This window comes from Candidatus Nanopelagicus hibericus (assembly GCF_002288005.1).
GTDB lineage: Bacteria > Actinomycetota > Actinomycetes > Nanopelagicales > Nanopelagicaceae > Nanopelagicus > Nanopelagicus hibericus.
On the sequence record NZ_CP016771.1, the window covers coordinates 994,108 to 1,011,687 of the forward strand.

Consider the following 17,580-nt stretch of genomic DNA (forward strand, 5'->3'; position numbering starts at 1 on the left):
ATAAATGAAATTTTTATCTATTTTGTGCAGAAATTAATGCTGCAATTGCTGCTTTAACACGTGCTCTTGCTTTGTCTTCAGCTGCGCCATCTAATCGTTTTTGTGCTGCTTCAAGATCAGCATAAGCAGATTGCAATGATGCAATTGCTGATCTAATTGCCTGACTTGTGCCAGGCCCGCTGTTTATCGGTGCGTTTTGATCATTGGTCGATTCTGTTGTGCCAGAGTCGCCACCAAATACTTGATCTAAAGCACCTTGCAAGGTCTCACTAAACCCAATTTGATCACCAAATGAAACTAAAACTTTTTGTAGCAATGGATAAGCGGCGGTATTACCAGTCGCCCTTACATACACCGGTTGCACATATAACAAGCCTTTTCCAACTGGAAGTGTTAAAAGGTTTCCAAGCACTACATCAGCGCCACCTTGGCGAAGAAGTGACAAAGAAGTAGCAACCTCTGGCTTGGCCTCAAAATTGGATGCTACCTGTGATGGGCCTGCAACGTTTGTTGATCTTGGTAGTTGTAAGACAGTAATTTTTCCGTAATCATCACCAGCATCTGAGTTAACAACGGCAACTGCAGTTAAGTTTTCACGTCCACCCCGCGGAACAAATGGAGTGTATAGAGAAAATGTTGGTTTACTCTGACCAGGAATTTGCATTGTTAAGTAGTAAGGTGGTTGAACTCCTGAGTTAGCACCAAAACTTGATGGATCAAGTGGAACTCTCCAGAAGTCCTGTCCACCATAAAATGCATCAGCGGTCTTAACGTGATAAGCGCTCAGAATGTCGCGCTGCACCTTAAATAAGTCCTCTGGATATCGAATATGTGAGAGCAAACCAGCTGATATCTCACTCTTAGGTTTTAAAGTACCTGGAAAAGCTTTGCTCCATGCCGCTAATACTGGATCGTTTTCATCCCATTTGTATAGTGAAACCGTTCCATCATAAGCATCCACCGTAGCTTTCACTGAGTTTCGAATGTAATTAATGTTTTGATTATTCAATGAAAATGCGTTATTTGTGGAGGTCAGGGCATCACCGGTATTTGCCAAGTTCACAATTCGAGAGTTTGGATAACCAGCGCTAGTAGTAAACCCATCAATTATCCAAAGAATCTTGCCATCGATAATCGCTGGGTATGGATCTGCATCCAAAGTCAGCCAAGGTGCCACTTTTGCAACGCGTTCCCTTGGATTTCTATTAAAAAGTATCTTTGACTCTGAATTAATTAAATTTGATAACAGGATTCTTTGTTCCTGGTAATTAATTGCAAACAAAAGCCGAGAGAATAATGAACCCATCGGCACTCCACCTTTGCCGGTGTAGGTGTAATTCTTTTGCCCATTTGGCGAATTATCATCTGGATAATCAAGCTCAACTGGATTATCGGTAGCTGGCCCACCAATAATGGAATAATTTGGAACGTTCTCACCAAAGTAAACACGAGGCTCGAACTCACCTAATCCTTTAGTTGGTGGAATATTCTCGATAACAAATGATGGTTTTCCATCTGCATCAACAGTGTTTCCGTAAGCACCGACCATTCCAAACCCGTGGGTGTAAACCAAGTGATCATTGATCCAATTTCGAGATGGATTTCCTGCAATATTTAGCTCTCGAATAGAAACTACAACATCACGCTCTTTACCATCAATTACATATCGATCAATATCAAGTGAATCTGAAAATGTGTAGTAAGGCTTAATTTGTTGCAATTGTCTAAATGTTGCTGAAAGAACATTTGGATCCATCAATCTTATATTGGCTATTGTTGCCGCATCATTTGCCAGCTGGCCTGCTGAGGTGGTCACAGTTGCTTGATAATCGTTAACCTCCACATTGGTCAAGCCAAAAGCATCTCTGGTGGCTTCAATATTGCGTTGAATGAAAGGTGCTTCCTTGCTTGACTCTGATGGCTTGACTTGAAATTGCTGAATTGCTGCTGGATAAACTCCAGCAATTAAAACTGAAGCAATTACCATCAAAGCAACTCCAGCAGTTGGTAACAGCCAAGATCTTCTTACAATGTTTGCAAAAAATAACAATGAACAGATCACCGCAATCGCCGACAAAATTGATTTGGCCGGCAATAGCGCATTGACATCTGAATAGGTGAGACCAGTTATCAATCTTCCTTCTTTAAGCGTTAAGGCAAATCGGTCAAAGTAATAGGCAACCGCCTTAAGGAGAACTAATAAGCCAAGTAGTATTGAAAGCTGAACTCTGGCAGCAACAGTTGTGCGCTCCTCCTTTACTTGTGGCCTAATTCCGCCGTAGATGTAATGCACGGCAGCGGATGCAATAATCGCCAGCACGATCGTTGATATGGCCCAACCAATCAGGCCTTGATACATTGGCAATTTAAAGGCGAAAAATGAAATATCCAAACCAAATTGTGGATCTACTTTTCCAAATTCAGTTGAGTTTCTAAAAAGTAACCATTGCTCCCAAAATCTAGAGCCCGAAGAGCCAGCGAAATAAAAAATTACTAGAAATATTCCGATGCCAGCTAGGCGGCGAATTGGCTCAAGTTGAGCCCGGTATCTCTCTAAGTTATCTGCCTCAACTGAAACCGGCACATAAATTGGTCTTCTGCGAAATGCAAAATAAATATTAGTCGAGATAATTGCTGCTGTAATTAAACCAAAGGCTAAAAACAAATAGATTTTAGTAAATAGAGTAGTTTGCCAGACATTTACATAATCAACTGAGCGATACCAAAGAAAGTCAGCATAAAACCCACTGGAGGAAATCAAAACCGTACTAAGAACAAATAAAACGATTACAGTGATTGTTAGCGGACTGATTCGCCTGCGACCACCACCTCGATTGGCAAACGGATTTGGAAAGTTGCCACCAAAGCCGCTGCCACCAAATGGATTATTGCTTCGGTTAAATCCGCCGCCGCCAAAACCCGAATTACTCATGCGCAAATCTTATCTACTCTTAGGTAAAGCTCTGACAACTGGGAAACTTGGCGTTATCAGGCAGTTCTAAGAGTGAAATCGCCTCGGCGAGTGTGGCGACCGGCACAATCTTCATTACCTTTCCTGAGTTACCTGATTTTTGCTTGGCTAAGGCTTTTAGATTTTTGATATCCATACAATTTTCAGTTGGGGTCAGGAATATTTCTACACCATCTGCCTGTGCACCGATTATCTTCTCTGCAATCCCACCAATCGGTCCAACTCTGCCATCTGTAGTAATTGTGCCGGTGCCAGCGATATTACGGGAGCGAACCAAATTTTCTGGAGTTAACTTTTCCACCACACCAAGTGCAAAAATTAATCCACCGCTAGGCCCGCCAGTTTCTTCAAGTTTTATCTTGACATCAAATGGAAAATCAAATTGCTCTTCAATATTTATCCCGATAAATGCTGAATTATCCTCTCGGGCTGATAATTTAATCGACTTAGTTAACACACCTAATCCAGCCCTAATTACTTTAATCGTTACCAAATCACCTGGCTTTTTATCACCTAGATACGCAATTAATTCCGAAGAGCTTTTGACTGTCCGGTCATCAATGCTCAGGAGCTGATCCGATACTTCAATAGCTTTATATGCATTTGAACTCTTATTTATGTCGAGAACAACAATTTTTGACGCACTCTTATACCCAAGATAAGAAAGAGCCGCAGCGGTGGCATTTATTTGCGAGCCACTCATTTCAGCTGCGCCCTCTTCTACCGCCTGCTCTGCTGTTTCTCCCTCGGGATAAACTTCAGAACGGGGAATGACTGCGCGATCTTTATCTACCCAGCCATACAAAATATCAAAGCCAGTTATATAGGAATCTGGATCGGTGACCATTACTGATGTGACTGATAATTTTCCACTGGTGGGATAGACCTTAGTACCAGTAATGGTTATCGCCGAACCAAGAATATTTTGTGGATCCCCCGGTGAGAGAATTACAAATGGTGCAGGTAAAAAAAATGCTGCCAGCATCAGCAGGGTGACCAATACTTTGGTTGGTGTAAGCAGGCGACCTTTTACAGGCATGATTGATCTCATTTTAATTAATTTCTCGAAGCTTATTTTTTATGTCTAAAACTATTTTGAAATTTACTAAACTTATTGACCGAACGATTAGTCTGATTGTCATACTTAGATTTGTATTTGGTTACCCACACCCCATAGATGGTGGCACCCAAAACAGCTGTGATCGGAATTACCCACCAGATCAGGGCCACCGCTGAAGTTGAACTCATGAGGTAATAGTAATCAGCTGGGAAGAAAAAAGGTGGCATTATTGTTCTATAGGAATCGCTGGTCTTTCTATCAAGTGAATTGAGGGAGTTGTTTGTAAATGAGTTTTGGCTTTCTTCCAAATGAAGGGCAACCTGATTTTGACGCGCTGCTTAAAAAATTCTCAGAAATGGGAATCGACTCTGGTGTATTAGCTGGTGCGAAATCCTTTATCGAGGGCATGGGTGGCAATAAATCTGGTGAACAAAACTTAATAACCGTTGCTAACCTGCGAGAGATATCTAGAAAAATTATTACCGCTAAAGGTGATCTTCCGGTGGGCAGTGTTGACCTGCAGCAACTCTCCCAATCCTTAACTATCGCCAACACTTGGCTGGATACCGAAATCTTGTTCCCAGCAGCGACTGTTTCCAATCAAAGTGCATGGGCAAAGCGAGATTGGTTAGATGAATCTGTTAATGGTTGGCAGCAGCTATTTGAGCCACTAGCAGTTGGCATGGCCGATGCCTTAGGAAATGTGATTGCTAGCTCCAACAACACACTGCCGATTGAGTTCATGGGATCAGGGGAGCAAAACCCGCAGCAGCAGGAGGCTATGAAATTAATGCTGGCTCGAATTTTGCGAGGATTTATGGGCACCTTAATTGCCACTCAACTTGGACAAGGCATTGGCACACTTGCCAACACCATCACTGGTGCTAATGATGTGGCGATTCCACTGCTAAAAGCAGACTCTGGATCCCACTTGATTCCCCAAAACATCACTGAGTGGGCAGATGGTTTAGGAATAGATCTAGAGCAAATTCGAATTTACTTATCCTTGCGCGAGGCTGCTGCGGCCAGGTTGTTTGCCAATACCCCATGGCTTGAAAACTATATTAAGGATTTAATCATTGCTTACGGTGAAGGAATCACTATTGATGTTGACTCCATTACCAGACAAGCGGAGGAGGCGATGGCTGGCGGTGAAATAGATATTAATAATCCCCAATCAATTAACATCGCATTAAATGCCGGTTTATTTACACCACAACAAACACCTGCGCAAGAGCTTGCCTTAACTAGATTGGAAATGACACTTGCATTAATTGAAGGCTGGATTGATCATGTTATATCCGCTGTTGCTAGTGAAAAAATTCCAGCCTTTAACGCTTTGATTGAAAACTCTCGTCGTCGTCGAGCTACAAACTCACCAATGCAACAAATATTTGCAAACCTGTTGGGAGTTGAGGTCTCGCCAAGAAAAATGCGTGAGGCATCTGCTTTCTGGAGTGAGGTTAAAAAGCTACGGGGAGCAGATGGTCGCGATAAGTGCTGGGAGGATCCAGCATTTTTACCTATGCCAAATGATCTATCTGATGTAAAAAACTTCTTGGATAGTGTCACCGTGCCAGATGACCTATCTGGCTTGATCTAAATCCACAAAAGTAAAAGCGAAATCCCCGGGCGCACAATTTCTTATCTGCCTTCCCCTTGCAGATATGAAACGGTTATCCGGGGACTTCGTAGCGTAAAGATATGGGAATAAAAGTTGGGAATCAACTTAAAAGGGTGTTTTAAAAACTTATTTTAAAATATTTTTTTAGCACTCGCGGTGCACCTGTGATAAAAAATAAAGTATCTAATCCCCTTCAGCATGGCATACGGCAAATAAGTATCAAGGTTGCGTAAAATTTAACCGCACTCTGTGGATTAACCTGTGGAGATAAGCACAATTATGGTGGATAAGAAGAGGTAATGGTGGATAACTTTGAGCAAGAAATCCTCTTTTCGGAGATTTTTCCGCAGGTTGCTCAAATCGCTAAGCGTAGAAAAAGTGATGATGCTAAATTGCCACAGAATTTGCCCGCATATCGGGTAATTCGAAAGGAGCGCAGGCGCCGCGGCATCAGCGCCTTTCGTCAGGGTGGAGTGATTGAGATTCACATCCCAGCACGGATGAGCAGGCGGCAAGAGATCGAAATAATTCCAGAGATGATTGCCATGGTACTAAGGCGAGAGGCACGCGAGCGCAAAACCGACCTACAACTGATGCAGATCGGAGTGGAGCAACTTGCCACCTACCTACCGGAGTTTGATATTTATCCAGCAAGTATTAATTGGCGCAGTATGAATGAACGATGGGGCTCTTGCACCACAGTAGATCGCACAATTCGAATCTCTGATCGATTAATTGGTGCACCAAGTTATGTTTTAAATTACATAATTTTCCATGAGCTAATTCATTTGAAGGTCATCGCTCATGATCAGGAGTTCAACAACTATTTAAGTAGATTCACCGATAAAGATAAAGCGGAGGCATTTTTGGAAGGGTTTGAACTTGGCTGCCAAAGTGGTGCTCCTGCGCTACTGCCGGCGGCAAATAACTAGTTTTACCCCTTTTTTCTCAGTTATTACTTAATATTTTAGATTTTAGGCGTGGAAAACCCCAGTTGCAGCAGTTGCGGGGGGTATGGTGAAGCCATTCGTACTCACATGCAGGAACTAACCTACATGCTCCCAAGAGTGCGGCGGATGGAGGAAGAAAATGGCAGAAGAGTATAAAGGTGAGGCTTACTGCGTTAAGTGCAAAGAGAAGCGCTCCTTTGAAGGACATGTAAAGGTCTCTGATTCCGGTCGCCGTATGGCACAGGGAATCTGCCCAGTTTGTGGCACAAAGGTAAATCGTATTCTTGGTAAGGCTTAATAAATAAGCAGGTAACCAAATGTAAAAGCGGGGGTGGTTAGATACCATCCCCGCTTTTTTATGTTAACCCTTTCTAGTTAACAGTTGTTATTTGAAAAAATTTAACTTGCCTGCGCCACCTTTGCTGGTCTGCCTGGTGTTCGCTTGCTTTGAATTATCTGACCTTCATCAAATAACTCACCTCCCCATACGCCACATGGCTCAGCTCTTGAGATCGCCCCAGCTAAGCACTTAGCTTTAACGGGGCAACCTGCGCACAACACCTTTGCTTGGGCGATTACCGGCGCGCTATCGCTGAAAAAGAGCTCTGGATCAGCGCCGTGGCAGGGAAGGGTAATCACCGCTACTTGCTGCTTGATCTCTGGGGCAAAAGGATTATCAGCGCGCTTATATCCACCTGTCGCCGGCTTGTTCTTCTCTGCACTGTAATTGGTTGCAGAGTTTGTGGCGTAATCGGTATAGGAGATAACTGGGACATCCTCATAAGCCCAGGTGACATCACCTAATCCAATTTTGGCGGTCGGGCCTTGTGCCCAACCGGGGATAAGTAGTTCGCTGAAGAGAACGGTCATCGTTCTCACCTTTCCTTTCGGTTGCATTGCGTTGGTTTACTGCTTTGCCATTTGGCAATTTTTTATTTGGAGAAAAGAAAAAGGGCCCCCGAATCATTAGATTCGCGGGCCCCTTGGCTCCTATCTCGACTTTAGCCGATATAGCTCCGAGGGGTGCGACCTAATGTGAAGGTATAAAAACCCTTATTAGAGCGCTTATTTGTCCAGTTTGAACGGTATGAAGAGGCAGCCGTTACTGGATTAATGGCATACCAATTAGCAGCAACCGCTGAAATAGCAGCTGCTGCCTTAGAGATAAGTACTTTTGCCATTCCCGAAGAGTAAAGCATTGGGGGTATGAGGTGCAACTTAATTAAATTGCTCTAGAAATACGCTGGGTTTGCCAGCGTAGGTAATTTGAATCCGCTGCTTTGCCCGGGTAACCCCAACATAAAATAGCCTGCGCTCCTCATTTAAATCATTACCCATTGGTAGCACTCCATCTGAGACCCCAATTAAAAATAGCTGATTCCACTCCAAACCTTTTGCTGCATGCAAAGTGGCAAGTGTTACCCCAGGCAGGGTTGGTGGATTATTTTGTTCAGCCCGATCCTCAATCTCACGTAAGAAGGCGCGCATGTTGCTACCGCCATTTTCTTGAATACTTTTAGCAAGTCGCAAAAAAGCGGTCACATAATCCGCATCACCAAATGGCCGAAGCACAGCAACTAGATCGGCGTACCAATCTCCATCCTCAGATGGAAGTACTGAAGCGCTCCTAATCAATCTCATCACATCTCTAACATCTACCCGATCAAAAAATCGCTCACCTGATCTGATCTGGCTCAAAACCTGGGCATTATTCAGTGCTGATTTAACCTGATCAAGTTGGGCGTTAGTTCTAGCCAGTATCGCAATCTCAGATGAATCAGCTCCAGCTGCAATAACTTTTTTCACCTCAGCTACCACATATGCAATCTCATCTCCGCTGGAGTTAAAGCCATTTACTGCAGGCTTTTCACCATGTTCATTAGCAGATTGCAACTCATCCCCATGATCACTTACTAAATTGCCTTGTCGTAAAATCTTATTTGCGGTATTTATTATCTCTGGGGTTGATCGATAGCCACGCGATAATCTAAAAACCTGGGCGTTCGGAAAGCGGTTTTTAAAGTTCAGCAAGAAGTTTGAAGTGGCGCCTGCAAATGAGTAAATAGTCTGGGCTGCATCCCCCACTACGCACAGCTCCTGTCGATTCCCTAGCCACAGATTGAGCAATCTTTGTTGCAATGGTGAAACATCTTGGTACTCATCAACGGTGAAATAGCGATACTGATCGCGCACTCGCTCTCTTACCCCACGATCCTCCTCTAACATGCCCACACAAAGGAGTAGAACATCTTCAAAATCTAATCCCCGCTCCTGCTTTTTTAATGATTCATACGCTTCATAAACCTGCGCAACCATGGCTAAATTTTCATTTTCACCTTTGTTGTTTGGCAATTTAACTAAACGCTCATTAGCAACTGCCTGCTCGTGATAATCCTGCGGTGAAATCTCCAGCACCTTTGCCCATTCAATCTCACCTGATATCTCCCGAAGTGCGTTGGCAGAGGCCGGGATTGCCACATCTGCTCTGCTGATTGCTTGGCTAATAAAGCCAGATTTTGAGGTGAGTAATGACGGAAATTGTCCGCCAAAGGCGTAGGGCCAAAAATATAAAAGTTGCTTAAGTGCTGCCGAGTGAAATGTTCTAGCAGTTGCATTTGCAATACCTAATCCGCGCAGCCGTGCACGCATCTCACCAGCAGCTTTGGCAGTAAAGGTAAGTGCCAAAACTTTGGTGGGATCGGTGACACCGGAGTTAATTGCATATGCAATTCGGTGGGTGATAACTCTAGTTTTTCCCGTGCCTGCTCCAGCAATTACACAAATAGGGCCATTAATTGCAGTTACTACCGCTAATTGCTCGGGATCAAGATTAGCCAGGATTACTGAATTATCTACCGCCATGACTCTTCGCCAACCAAGTCAATATCAGCACCCGTCCCATACCAAGCCTTAATCATTTGCCGTGCAACACTAATTTCAAGTGGCAGGATTAAAGATTTATCAGCGATCGCAGCTTTCATATCAGCTCTGGTAAACCAGCGAATCTCCTCTATCTCATCCCCATCTGGTCTGGCCAATTGCGGAGTATTTGTAATCGCTTCAAAGGCGATCATCAATGATGCCGGAAATGGCCATGGTTGTGAGCCTAAGTAATTAATTTCACTCACCTGCACTCCTGCCTCTTCACCAACCTCTCTAACTACACAATTTTCAAATGATTCACCAGGTTCAACAAACCCAGCAAATGTTGAAAAGCGGTGCTTAGGCCAAACCTTTTGTCGGCCAAGCAAAATGCGATCTTGAATATCTTTTACTAAGACAATAATTGCGCTATCAGTTCGAGGGTAATGCTCACTTTGATCATCAACGCACTTTCTTACCGCACCACCCAAAACCACATTGGTAGCCCCACCACAGATTGAACATCTTGGATGTTTCTGGTGCCAATTAGCCAGCCCTTGGGCGTGCACCGTAAGGCCAATATCTCGAGCAGATAAAAAAGCACCAATCTGCCGCAAAGTTTTATACTCAAACTGATTATCAACTTCAGCAACTAGGTGGCGAATGAAAAATGCTGTTGAATCTTTAGTACCTAAAAAGTAATCGGTTTGGGATTGATAGGCACCCAAAGTTGAGCCTTTTAGGAAAAGTACCTGATCATTTATCACTGCAAATTTTTCCTCAAAAAATATCAAAACTTGACCATCGGAAAATGCGCTACTGAGATATTTCTCATCACTTCGCAAATGGGCAGCCCGATCAACTTCAGCTGCTGCTAGCGGGAGTTTTAGCGGTTTAATCGGTGCCATCACCGCCCGACCCTACTAGCCTGTCGTCATGGTTGTCGCCCCCGCTCAAAAAATGAGAGTGATCTCATGGAACCTGTTACATGGTGCGCAGATCCCACCTATTAAAAATCAAGAGTGGCAAAAAAGTTTGGAGAGTGCAGCTGCTGCGGTGGCCAAAAATTATCATCCAGATTTTATTGGCATCCAAGAGGTGGATTATCTGCAGCCAAGATCTGGTGGAGTTAATCAAACAAAACTTATTGCTGAGGAGTTAGGGCTTAAATACTGGGCCTACCTACCATCATTAATCGGCACACCTGGTGAGCGATGGCACAAGGTTAAAGATTTTGAAAAGGCGCTAATCACAAATAAATTCAAGCAAATAAGCAAAGAGAAGAGCTATGGAATTGGGATTGCCTCCAACGTAGCGATAAAAAAACTGCACCTGAAATATCTTGGTCGATCTTTAGTGGGAATGCCGCTGTTGATCCCTAAAGAGGATGGGCGGGGTGCGAAATTTATTTATGTAAAGGATGAACCAAGAATGGCGCTGATTGCCGAGCTTGAAAATGGTGTAACTATTGCTAATACGCATCTTTCATTTGTGCCGGGTGTAAATATTTTTCAACTAAACCGCTTAAGCTCCTTAATGAAGCACTTACCTGGAGATCAAATATTAATTGGAGATTTAAATCTGCCAGGTAATCTGCCTACCAAGGTGAGTGGATTTAAATCGTTAATTGGCCACTCCACCTACCCAAGTTGGAAGCCATCCATCCAGTTTGATTACATTTTGGCTCGCAAATCAGCGCAGGTCACGGTGAAAGTACTACCAACCTTAAATACTTCAATCTCAGATCATGTTCCGATTGGGGTAAAACTTAAATTTCAATAGGGATTTGACTAATTAAATCAACTAGCTCTTTCTCATTCAAAATGTCTGCCACTCTAACCGTCTCATTATCTGCTACATAATGAAAAGCTGCACTGACATTTTCGATAGGAATATTCTTTAGCTTGGCATAAGCCAGGCGATACATAGCAAGCTGAATAGCTGCATTTGCCAAGTCATCACCTGATTTAACCTTGCCAGTCTTCCAATCTACAACCTCATAATGGTTGGAGCTTTTCTGATAAACCGCATCAATCCTTCCTCTGATGAGGGTGCTTTCAATCATTGTCTCAAAGCCAACCTCCACATCAACTGGGCTTTGATTAGCCCAATCACTTGCTAGCCATGCGGTTTGTAATTTCTCTAGTGGTTCATCCTGCGCTGCTGATTCTGCGCTACCAGAATTAAATAAATCATCCATTGATATTAAAGCTGGGTGTTTGAAGTAGTTTTCAAGCCAAAGGTGAAAATCAGTTCCGCGCCTGGCATATTTATCTATGTGATTTGGCATTGGCCGGCGTAGACGAAGTGCAAGTGATTGTGGGTCATTTGCTAAATACAGCAAGGTGGAGACTGATAATCTGCTTGGTAGAGTTACTGACAGTTGTTCACTTTTATTTGCAATCTCGGTGATAATCCCTTGCATATCTTGAATTAGATCTGCTGCTAAATTATCTTGCGATTTTGCTAGTAATTTCGCCATCTCATCTTTGGTAAAGGGTTTGGCTTGGTCAACTAAATCAGCAATTTTTCGTAGCTTAATTACCTCACTTTTTTCCTCCGGCCAAACTCCGGTAGTTGGATTTTCTTTGATTGGATTTCCTCCCTCTGCAGGTGGGGTATCAGCCAGAACTACTCCACCTTTTATAGTTGTTAATGCACCTGCAAATAGAGTAAATAATTCACTTGGTGCAACAATATTGGCGCCACTTCTAAAGTGTGAGGTGGTGAGAATTAATCCTTGCTTTGCTCTAGTAATTGCCACATAGGCAAGGCGCATCTCCTCCATATTTTTGCGGTCATTCCATCGATCACCAAATATTTCGATGCCAGTTTTTAACTCTTTGTTTGTGGAAAAGTTAGCAAAATTAATGGAGGGCAATTGCTGGTTGTCACCACGCATACTGACAGGGATGCTGCCAGCATTTCTTATCCAGTTATCAGATTTTTTTCCAGAGTTTGGGAAACTTTTTTCAGCCAAACCTGGGATCGCTACATAATCCCACTCTGCACCCTTTGCCGCATGAACAGTCAATATCTGAACCGCATCACTTCTGACATCAACCTCAGCTGGCTTTAATCCACCCTCTGCTTCTTCAGCAATTTTTAGCCATTGCAGAAAGCCCAACAAGGTGCCACCATTTTTTTCAAATCTAGCAGCCTCATCAAGAAAGCGATCAATGTTTTTTTGCCCTTGCTGCCAGCCATCTCTTACCAAAACTTCAGTATCTAAGGATAAAAACTGCTCTATCTCCACAATAGCTTCGGTAATTGAACCATTCAATTTACGGCGCAGGGTACGAAGTGAGAGCGCAAATTTTCTAAGCCTTGCTAAACCCTCTTGCGTAAATTCTGGGGTTCGAAGATATTTCTTTAGCTCTGCGGGAGTCAAAATCAACAACTGCTCAAGTGATTCAATAATTGAGCCAGTTGCAAACTCATCTGCTGTAGCAGCCACCTCCTTGTTTTGCTCTAACGCCTGTTTTAATTGCTCACCCCGAGAGTAATCATTTGCCCGGGCAAATGATTTAGTAAATCCACCAAGTGCCATTAAATCTCTGGCACCTAAATTTAAATAGGGACCAGTTAATAACCGCATTAAAGCGGTGCCCGAATCTGGCATGGTTAATGTCTTGAGTAAGGCAATAATGTCAGCCACCTCTGGAGTTTGAATTAAACCCCCGACGCCGACTACATCTGTGGGAATATTTAATTCTCGAAAAGCGGATTGGATCGCATCTATTTGGGATCGATTTCGGACCAATACTGCAAAGGTTGATCTTTGATCAGCGGTGAGCTCTTCACGTTTTTTATCAAACCAGTACTTTGAAAAATAAGCAGCAATCGCTTCACCCTCTTGAATCTGGGTTTCAGATACTGCGCAGATAACCTCACCGATTTGAGCATTTGGTCGGGCTTTCAATTTTGCAATTTTACTCGTTAGGCAAATCTTATCAATTACCACATTTGCTAGATCCAAGATTGCGTGGTCATTTCGCCAAGTAGTAAGCAACTCATATCTCGTTGCTTTACTGTTGAATGATTGTGAAAAAGTATCTAAGGTTTCAGAGCTGGCACTGCGCCAACCATAGATAGCCTGATTTGGATCCCCAACTGCTGTGACTGGGTGGTTATCTCCAAATAAATTGGATAGAAATTGAATTTGATTAAAAGAAGTATCTTGGTACTCATCAAGAAGGACAACTTTATATTTCTCTCGTTCAATTCTGGCAATATCATCGCCATAATTAGATTTACTTTCTTTTACTAACCTTGCCGCAATAGACATGTGATCATTAAAGGTCAGTAAACCGTGCTCTTTTCGACGTTGATCAAATGCTTCTACAATTGGCAAAATTGCCAGCCGTTGCATCAACTCCTCTTTGAACTCAATTATCGGATTAGTTTGTTTATCAGAAAATTGTGAAATATCCGCCAGTAGCCCTTCGGTATATTCAGTAATCTCTGCTGCGGTTTTGTCATTTTCTGCCAGCTGAGTAGATAAATCCATCACCTCTTTAATTACTGAATTTGGTGAGCCATTAATTGGCAGATCACTTCCGACAAATCTTGCTACCTCTTGTGATGCAAGTTGCCAAGCAGCTGCCTCACCAATTGGATCTACATCAGCATCTATGCCAATTCGGATCGCGTGCTCGGCTAATACTCGACCAGCATAGGAGTGATAGGTGGAAACTGTTAAGCCAGATTCATCTAGATGATCTGGTAGTAATTTTGCACTTTTTAATTGGCGCAGGCGAGTTTTGATTCGTTTGGATAACTCACCGGCAGCTTTGCGGGTAAAGGTAAGGCCAAGTAATTGATCTGGGGTAATTATTGAGTTTGCGACAAGATATAAAACACGCTGGCTCATCGTCTCAGTTTTTCCAGAGCCAGCACCCGCAACTACAACTGCAGGGGCAAGTGGTGATTGAATTATTGGTATCTGCTCATCGGTTGGCATCTTAAATTGCGGATCAACTGATTGGATTTTCTTGGCAATATCAATTGCTGAGTATTTAATGCTCATGGCGCGATCACCGACCTGCCAGCAGGTTGAATTGGACAGGAGGATTTGACTGCGCAACTGCGACAGCGCTCATTAATGGTGGCAACAAAGGAGCTCTTACTCATGTCTTGCGCAATCTGTGAGATCTCATCAGTGACTGCTTTGGCATCAACCTTCGCCTGTACTCGCTCCTGCACACTTTTAACCTTGTGATCTCCCACGTAGATTAATTGCGCACCAGCCACCTCTTGATGCGCTAACTTATTTTCAAATCCGTTATTTACTACCGCCAATTGATAACTTTGCAATTGCTTGTTGGTAAGTGCATCAGCTTTAGATATCGCAGTTGCACCTGTCTTTAAATCTAAGATGTAATACTTATTATCTGCAGTTAATTCAATGCGATCTATCGCACCTGAAACTATTGCTTTTCCTAATTTAAACTCAAATTTTTCCTCCACCGCTACAAGTTGGTTTTTATTTTCTAGGTTCCAGCCATAAAACTTCTTTAGCATCAAAGATGCCCGACGATACTCATAATCTTTAATCCAACCTTGATTCATATCAATTAAACTCCACGCGCCCTTTAATTTAGATTCAAGTTGATCAAGTGAGAGATGCGGATCAGCTTTTAATTGCGCCGCGATCACATGGATTGCACTGCCTAATACCTGCGCAGTTGAATCAGCATCCCTGCCGCCGGATTGCTCCAACATCCACTTAAGGCCGCACTCAGTGAAGGATTCAAGTGAGCTAGGAGATATGCGAAGCACCTCTTCAGCAGTAATTACCGGTGAGGTGGTTGAGGGCGGAGTAATCCCAACCCAGTTGCTTGGTTCTGCTGCCTTCACGCCATTTGTTGCCAAGGTTTTAAGCGCCCGCGTTGCAAACTCTAACTGCCCACCAGTTGCATCCTTTGCCATTCGGCGCAGCTCTGCCACCAGCGCTGGTTGCGTAATAGATCGCTGCCTACTGGAAATCTTTATCTCATCTGGTGCTAATTTTTCAAAGTATCTGGATGGTTGATTATCCTCTTGAGAGACTGCGGTAATAAATAATTTTTCACTTGCGCGTGATAAAGCAACATTTAATAATCTCTCTTCATCAACAACTAATCCAGCAGCAGATATTGCATCTAACTGTGCGGGGTTACTAATACCGTGGCGAAATATCTCCACTAATCGCTCACTGCCAAGCAGTGAACCACGCTGTCTTAAGTTGGGCCAGCTACCTTCTTGCACTCCAGCTATCGCTACATATCGCCACTGCAAACCTTTAGCTGAGTGGACAGTCATCACTGAGACCGCATCACCTTTTTGCGCAGTAGCGGTGATGCTATCTGACAATATTTTCTCACCCAACAACTGGTCAATAAATAAGGCAGCGCCACCACCAAGTAATCTTTGGCTAAATCTTCTTGCCACCTCAAATAAGGTGATTACTGCATCTAAGTTTTGATCAGCCACCGCGCCAGCTCTGCCGCCATTAATAGCTTGCTGCTGCCAATAAGTTGAGATCGCCTCACCTTCATAATTTTTTGCATTACTCCAGATACTCCAAAGTAAATCTGAAATATCCTTTGATTTTGCATAATCTTTTTTAACCTGCCGGATCAAATCATTTATCCGCTTAAGCGGGATTAATTGCTCCCAAGGTAGCTCTGGGGTTACAGATGTTAGGTGATCTAAGATCAATTGCGTTGAATTTTTACGATCTCCCTCTTTTTGCTCCTTGGTTAACGCAATTCGCATTGCGCGCAAGGAGATTGCATCCGCTCCAGCAAACTCACCTTTTAATAACTCTTCAATCTGATCCCAATTTGCTGGTATCAACTTGAGCTGACCTAAGACAATCTCTGCGATCGTGATAATTGGCTTTATTGCTGGGTTATCAGCAAGTGATAGCGCTGCTGCATCAATCTCAACTGGAATTGAATTAACTGCAAATGCCCGCTGCAGGGCAGATACTTGTGCGCCAGGTGATCTAAGAATTACTGCCATCTCAGACCATTTGACACCATCTCGTAGATGAGCTGCTCTAAATTGATGGGCAATGTAATTTGCCTCATCACTTACACTGGCCAGCATTACTACATTTTTTTCACTGATATTTCGATATATGGTTGGCAGAGTTATAACATTTTTTATGCCCGCATCTTCAAGATCGGCCATTAAATTCTCTGGGTCAGCGCCGCGAAATCTACCAACGGCAGATTCAACATCTGCAAATATTACTAATTCATCACCACTTAATAACTGCAGTAATTTGCGCTGAGCCTTATCAGACTCTTGAAACTCATCAACATAGATCACTTTAAATAATTTGCGATACTTTTCAAGTAATTTTTGATTCTCCTGCAGTTTTTCAACCGCTTCAATGACTATCTCACTGGGATCAATTCGGATTATTGAATTTGCTGGGGTTAGATCTTTAAGCGCAGAAACTGATTTATATCTTTGCCAGAAGTCACAAATCGCAGGCCAATACTTTTGTTGATACTTTTTGCCAACTGCCAATAGCTCATCGGGTGAGCTGCCTCGTTCAGTTGCACGGTTTATAAACTCCCGCAGCTCTTTAGCAAAGCCTCTAGTGCTAAGTGCTGGGATTAACTCTTTGGGCCAAGATGTTTCACTTAAATCCTTTATATCCTGTTCTAATAATCCTCTAATTTGAGCATCTTGTTCAGCTCCTGAGAGCAGCACATACTTTTTACTCTCACCCGCACTGGCATTAATTGGATCATTTAGAATCATAAATGCCAGTGAGTGAAATGTTCTGGCAATCGGCTCATTTACAGTGTGGGCTTTAGGATTTGCGGCTGCGATCTGATCTCGCAATTTACTGGCGCTGGCTCTGCCATAGGTAATAGCTAAAATAGAGTTTGCATCATCCCCGTTAGCAATTCGATTTGCGATCGCAGAAATTAAGGTTGAGGTTTTTCCACTTCCTGCCCTACCCATTACCAATAACTTTGAGCTGCGATGATTTACCACCGCCTTTTGTTGCTGATTTAATTCAGCCACTGCAATCGCATCACTCTTATGGGCAGCGCGAAGCAGCTTTATCTCAGAGGTATTTTTAGGGTTCACCACGTACTTAATTTAA

The 17,580-nt window shown here is 43.1% G+C and carries 13 protein-coding genes; 4 read left to right on the forward strand and 9 right to left on the reverse strand.

Annotated elements, in window-relative coordinates; genetic code table 11:
• Window positions 1-13 precede the first annotated feature (13 nt).
• Genes B1s21160_RS05145 through B1s21160_RS06375 form a run of 3 tightly spaced genes read right to left on the reverse strand, consistent with a single transcriptional unit; the run spans window position 14 to window position 4,219 of the window.
• The gene (locus B1s21160_RS05145; protein WP_041887730.1) at window positions 14-2,932 is read right to left on the reverse strand and encodes a UPF0182 family membrane protein; all 2,919 of its coding nucleotides are present in this window, start codon (window positions 2,930-2,932) and stop codon (window positions 14-16) included.
• Window positions 2,933-2,951: 19 nt separating this feature from the next.
• Window positions 2,952-4,022, reverse strand: coding sequence for a YlbL family protein (locus B1s21160_RS05150; RefSeq protein WP_041887728.1), 1,071 nt, complete (start codon window positions 4,020-4,022; stop codon window positions 2,952-2,954).
• A 20-nt stretch (window positions 4,023-4,042) separates the two neighbouring features.
• A complete protein-coding gene (locus B1s21160_RS06375) occupies window positions 4,043-4,219 on the reverse strand; it encodes a hypothetical protein (RefSeq protein WP_190276934.1) in 177 nt (58 codons plus the stop codon).
• Window positions 4,220-4,317: 98 nt separating this feature from the next.
• Between B1s21160_RS06375 and B1s21160_RS05155 the strand changes: the two genes are divergently transcribed.
• The 3 genes from B1s21160_RS05155 (at window position 4,318) to B1s21160_RS06380 (ending at window position 6,903) form a co-directional block, all read left to right on the forward strand.
• Entirely contained in the window at window positions 4,318-5,634 is a 1,317-nt protein-coding gene (locus B1s21160_RS05155) for a zinc-dependent metalloprotease (RefSeq protein ID WP_095672667.1), read from the forward strand.
• A gap of 320 nt (window positions 5,635-5,954) precedes the next feature.
• On the forward strand, window positions 5,955-6,587 hold the full coding sequence (locus tag B1s21160_RS05160) for a M48 metallopeptidase family protein (protein ID WP_223297941.1): 633 nt from the start codon (window positions 5,955-5,957) through the stop codon (window positions 6,585-6,587).
• A 157-nt stretch (window positions 6,588-6,744) separates the two neighbouring features.
• Complete coding sequence (locus tag B1s21160_RS06380; RefSeq protein ID WP_009611507.1) at window positions 6,745-6,903, forward strand: DUF5679 domain-containing protein; 159 nt, start codon at window positions 6,745-6,747, stop codon at window positions 6,901-6,903.
• Window positions 6,904-7,004: 101 nt separating this feature from the next.
• Here the strand turns inward: B1s21160_RS06380 and B1s21160_RS05170 are convergent, their stop codons facing one another.
• From B1s21160_RS05170 to nudC, 4 genes are all read right to left on the reverse strand, one after another.
• A complete protein-coding gene (locus tag B1s21160_RS05170; protein ID WP_095672668.1) occupies window positions 7,005-7,475 on the reverse strand; it encodes a WhiB family transcriptional regulator in 471 nt (156 codons plus the stop codon).
• Window positions 7,476-7,606: 131 nt separating this feature from the next.
• Complete coding sequence (locus B1s21160_RS05175; protein ID WP_223297942.1) at window positions 7,607-7,786, reverse strand: hypothetical protein; 180 nt, start codon at window positions 7,784-7,786, stop codon at window positions 7,607-7,609.
• A gap of 37 nt (window positions 7,787-7,823) precedes the next feature.
• Window positions 7,824-9,467, reverse strand: a complete 1,644-nt coding sequence (locus B1s21160_RS05180) for an ATP-dependent helicase (protein WP_095672670.1) — start codon at window positions 9,465-9,467, stop codon at window positions 7,824-7,826.
• Complete coding sequence (gene nudC / locus B1s21160_RS05185; protein ID WP_095672671.1) at window positions 9,458-10,375, reverse strand: NAD(+) diphosphatase; 918 nt, start codon at window positions 10,373-10,375, stop codon at window positions 9,458-9,460. Before nudC ends, B1s21160_RS05180 begins: the two co-directional genes overlap by 10 nt.
• Window positions 10,376-10,403: 28 nt before the next feature.
• Between nudC and B1s21160_RS05190 the strand changes: the two genes are divergently transcribed.
• A complete protein-coding gene (locus B1s21160_RS05190) occupies window positions 10,404-11,249 on the forward strand; it encodes an endonuclease/exonuclease/phosphatase family protein (protein WP_095672672.1) in 846 nt (281 codons plus the stop codon).
• Here B1s21160_RS05190 and B1s21160_RS05195 read toward each other — a convergent pair.
• Together B1s21160_RS05195 and B1s21160_RS05200 are read right to left on the reverse strand one after the other, a co-directional pair.
• Window positions 11,236-14,496, reverse strand: coding sequence for an ATP-dependent helicase (locus B1s21160_RS05195; RefSeq protein ID WP_095672673.1), 3,261 nt, complete (start codon window positions 14,494-14,496; stop codon window positions 11,236-11,238). The genes B1s21160_RS05190 and B1s21160_RS05195 overlap by 14 nt on opposite strands.
• On the reverse strand, window positions 14,493-17,567 hold the full coding sequence (locus B1s21160_RS05200) for an ATP-dependent helicase (protein ID WP_095672674.1): 3,075 nt from the start codon (window positions 17,565-17,567) through the stop codon (window positions 14,493-14,495). Before B1s21160_RS05200 ends, B1s21160_RS05195 begins: the two co-directional genes overlap by 4 nt.
• Between the last annotated feature and the right edge of the window lie 13 nt (window positions 17,568-17,580).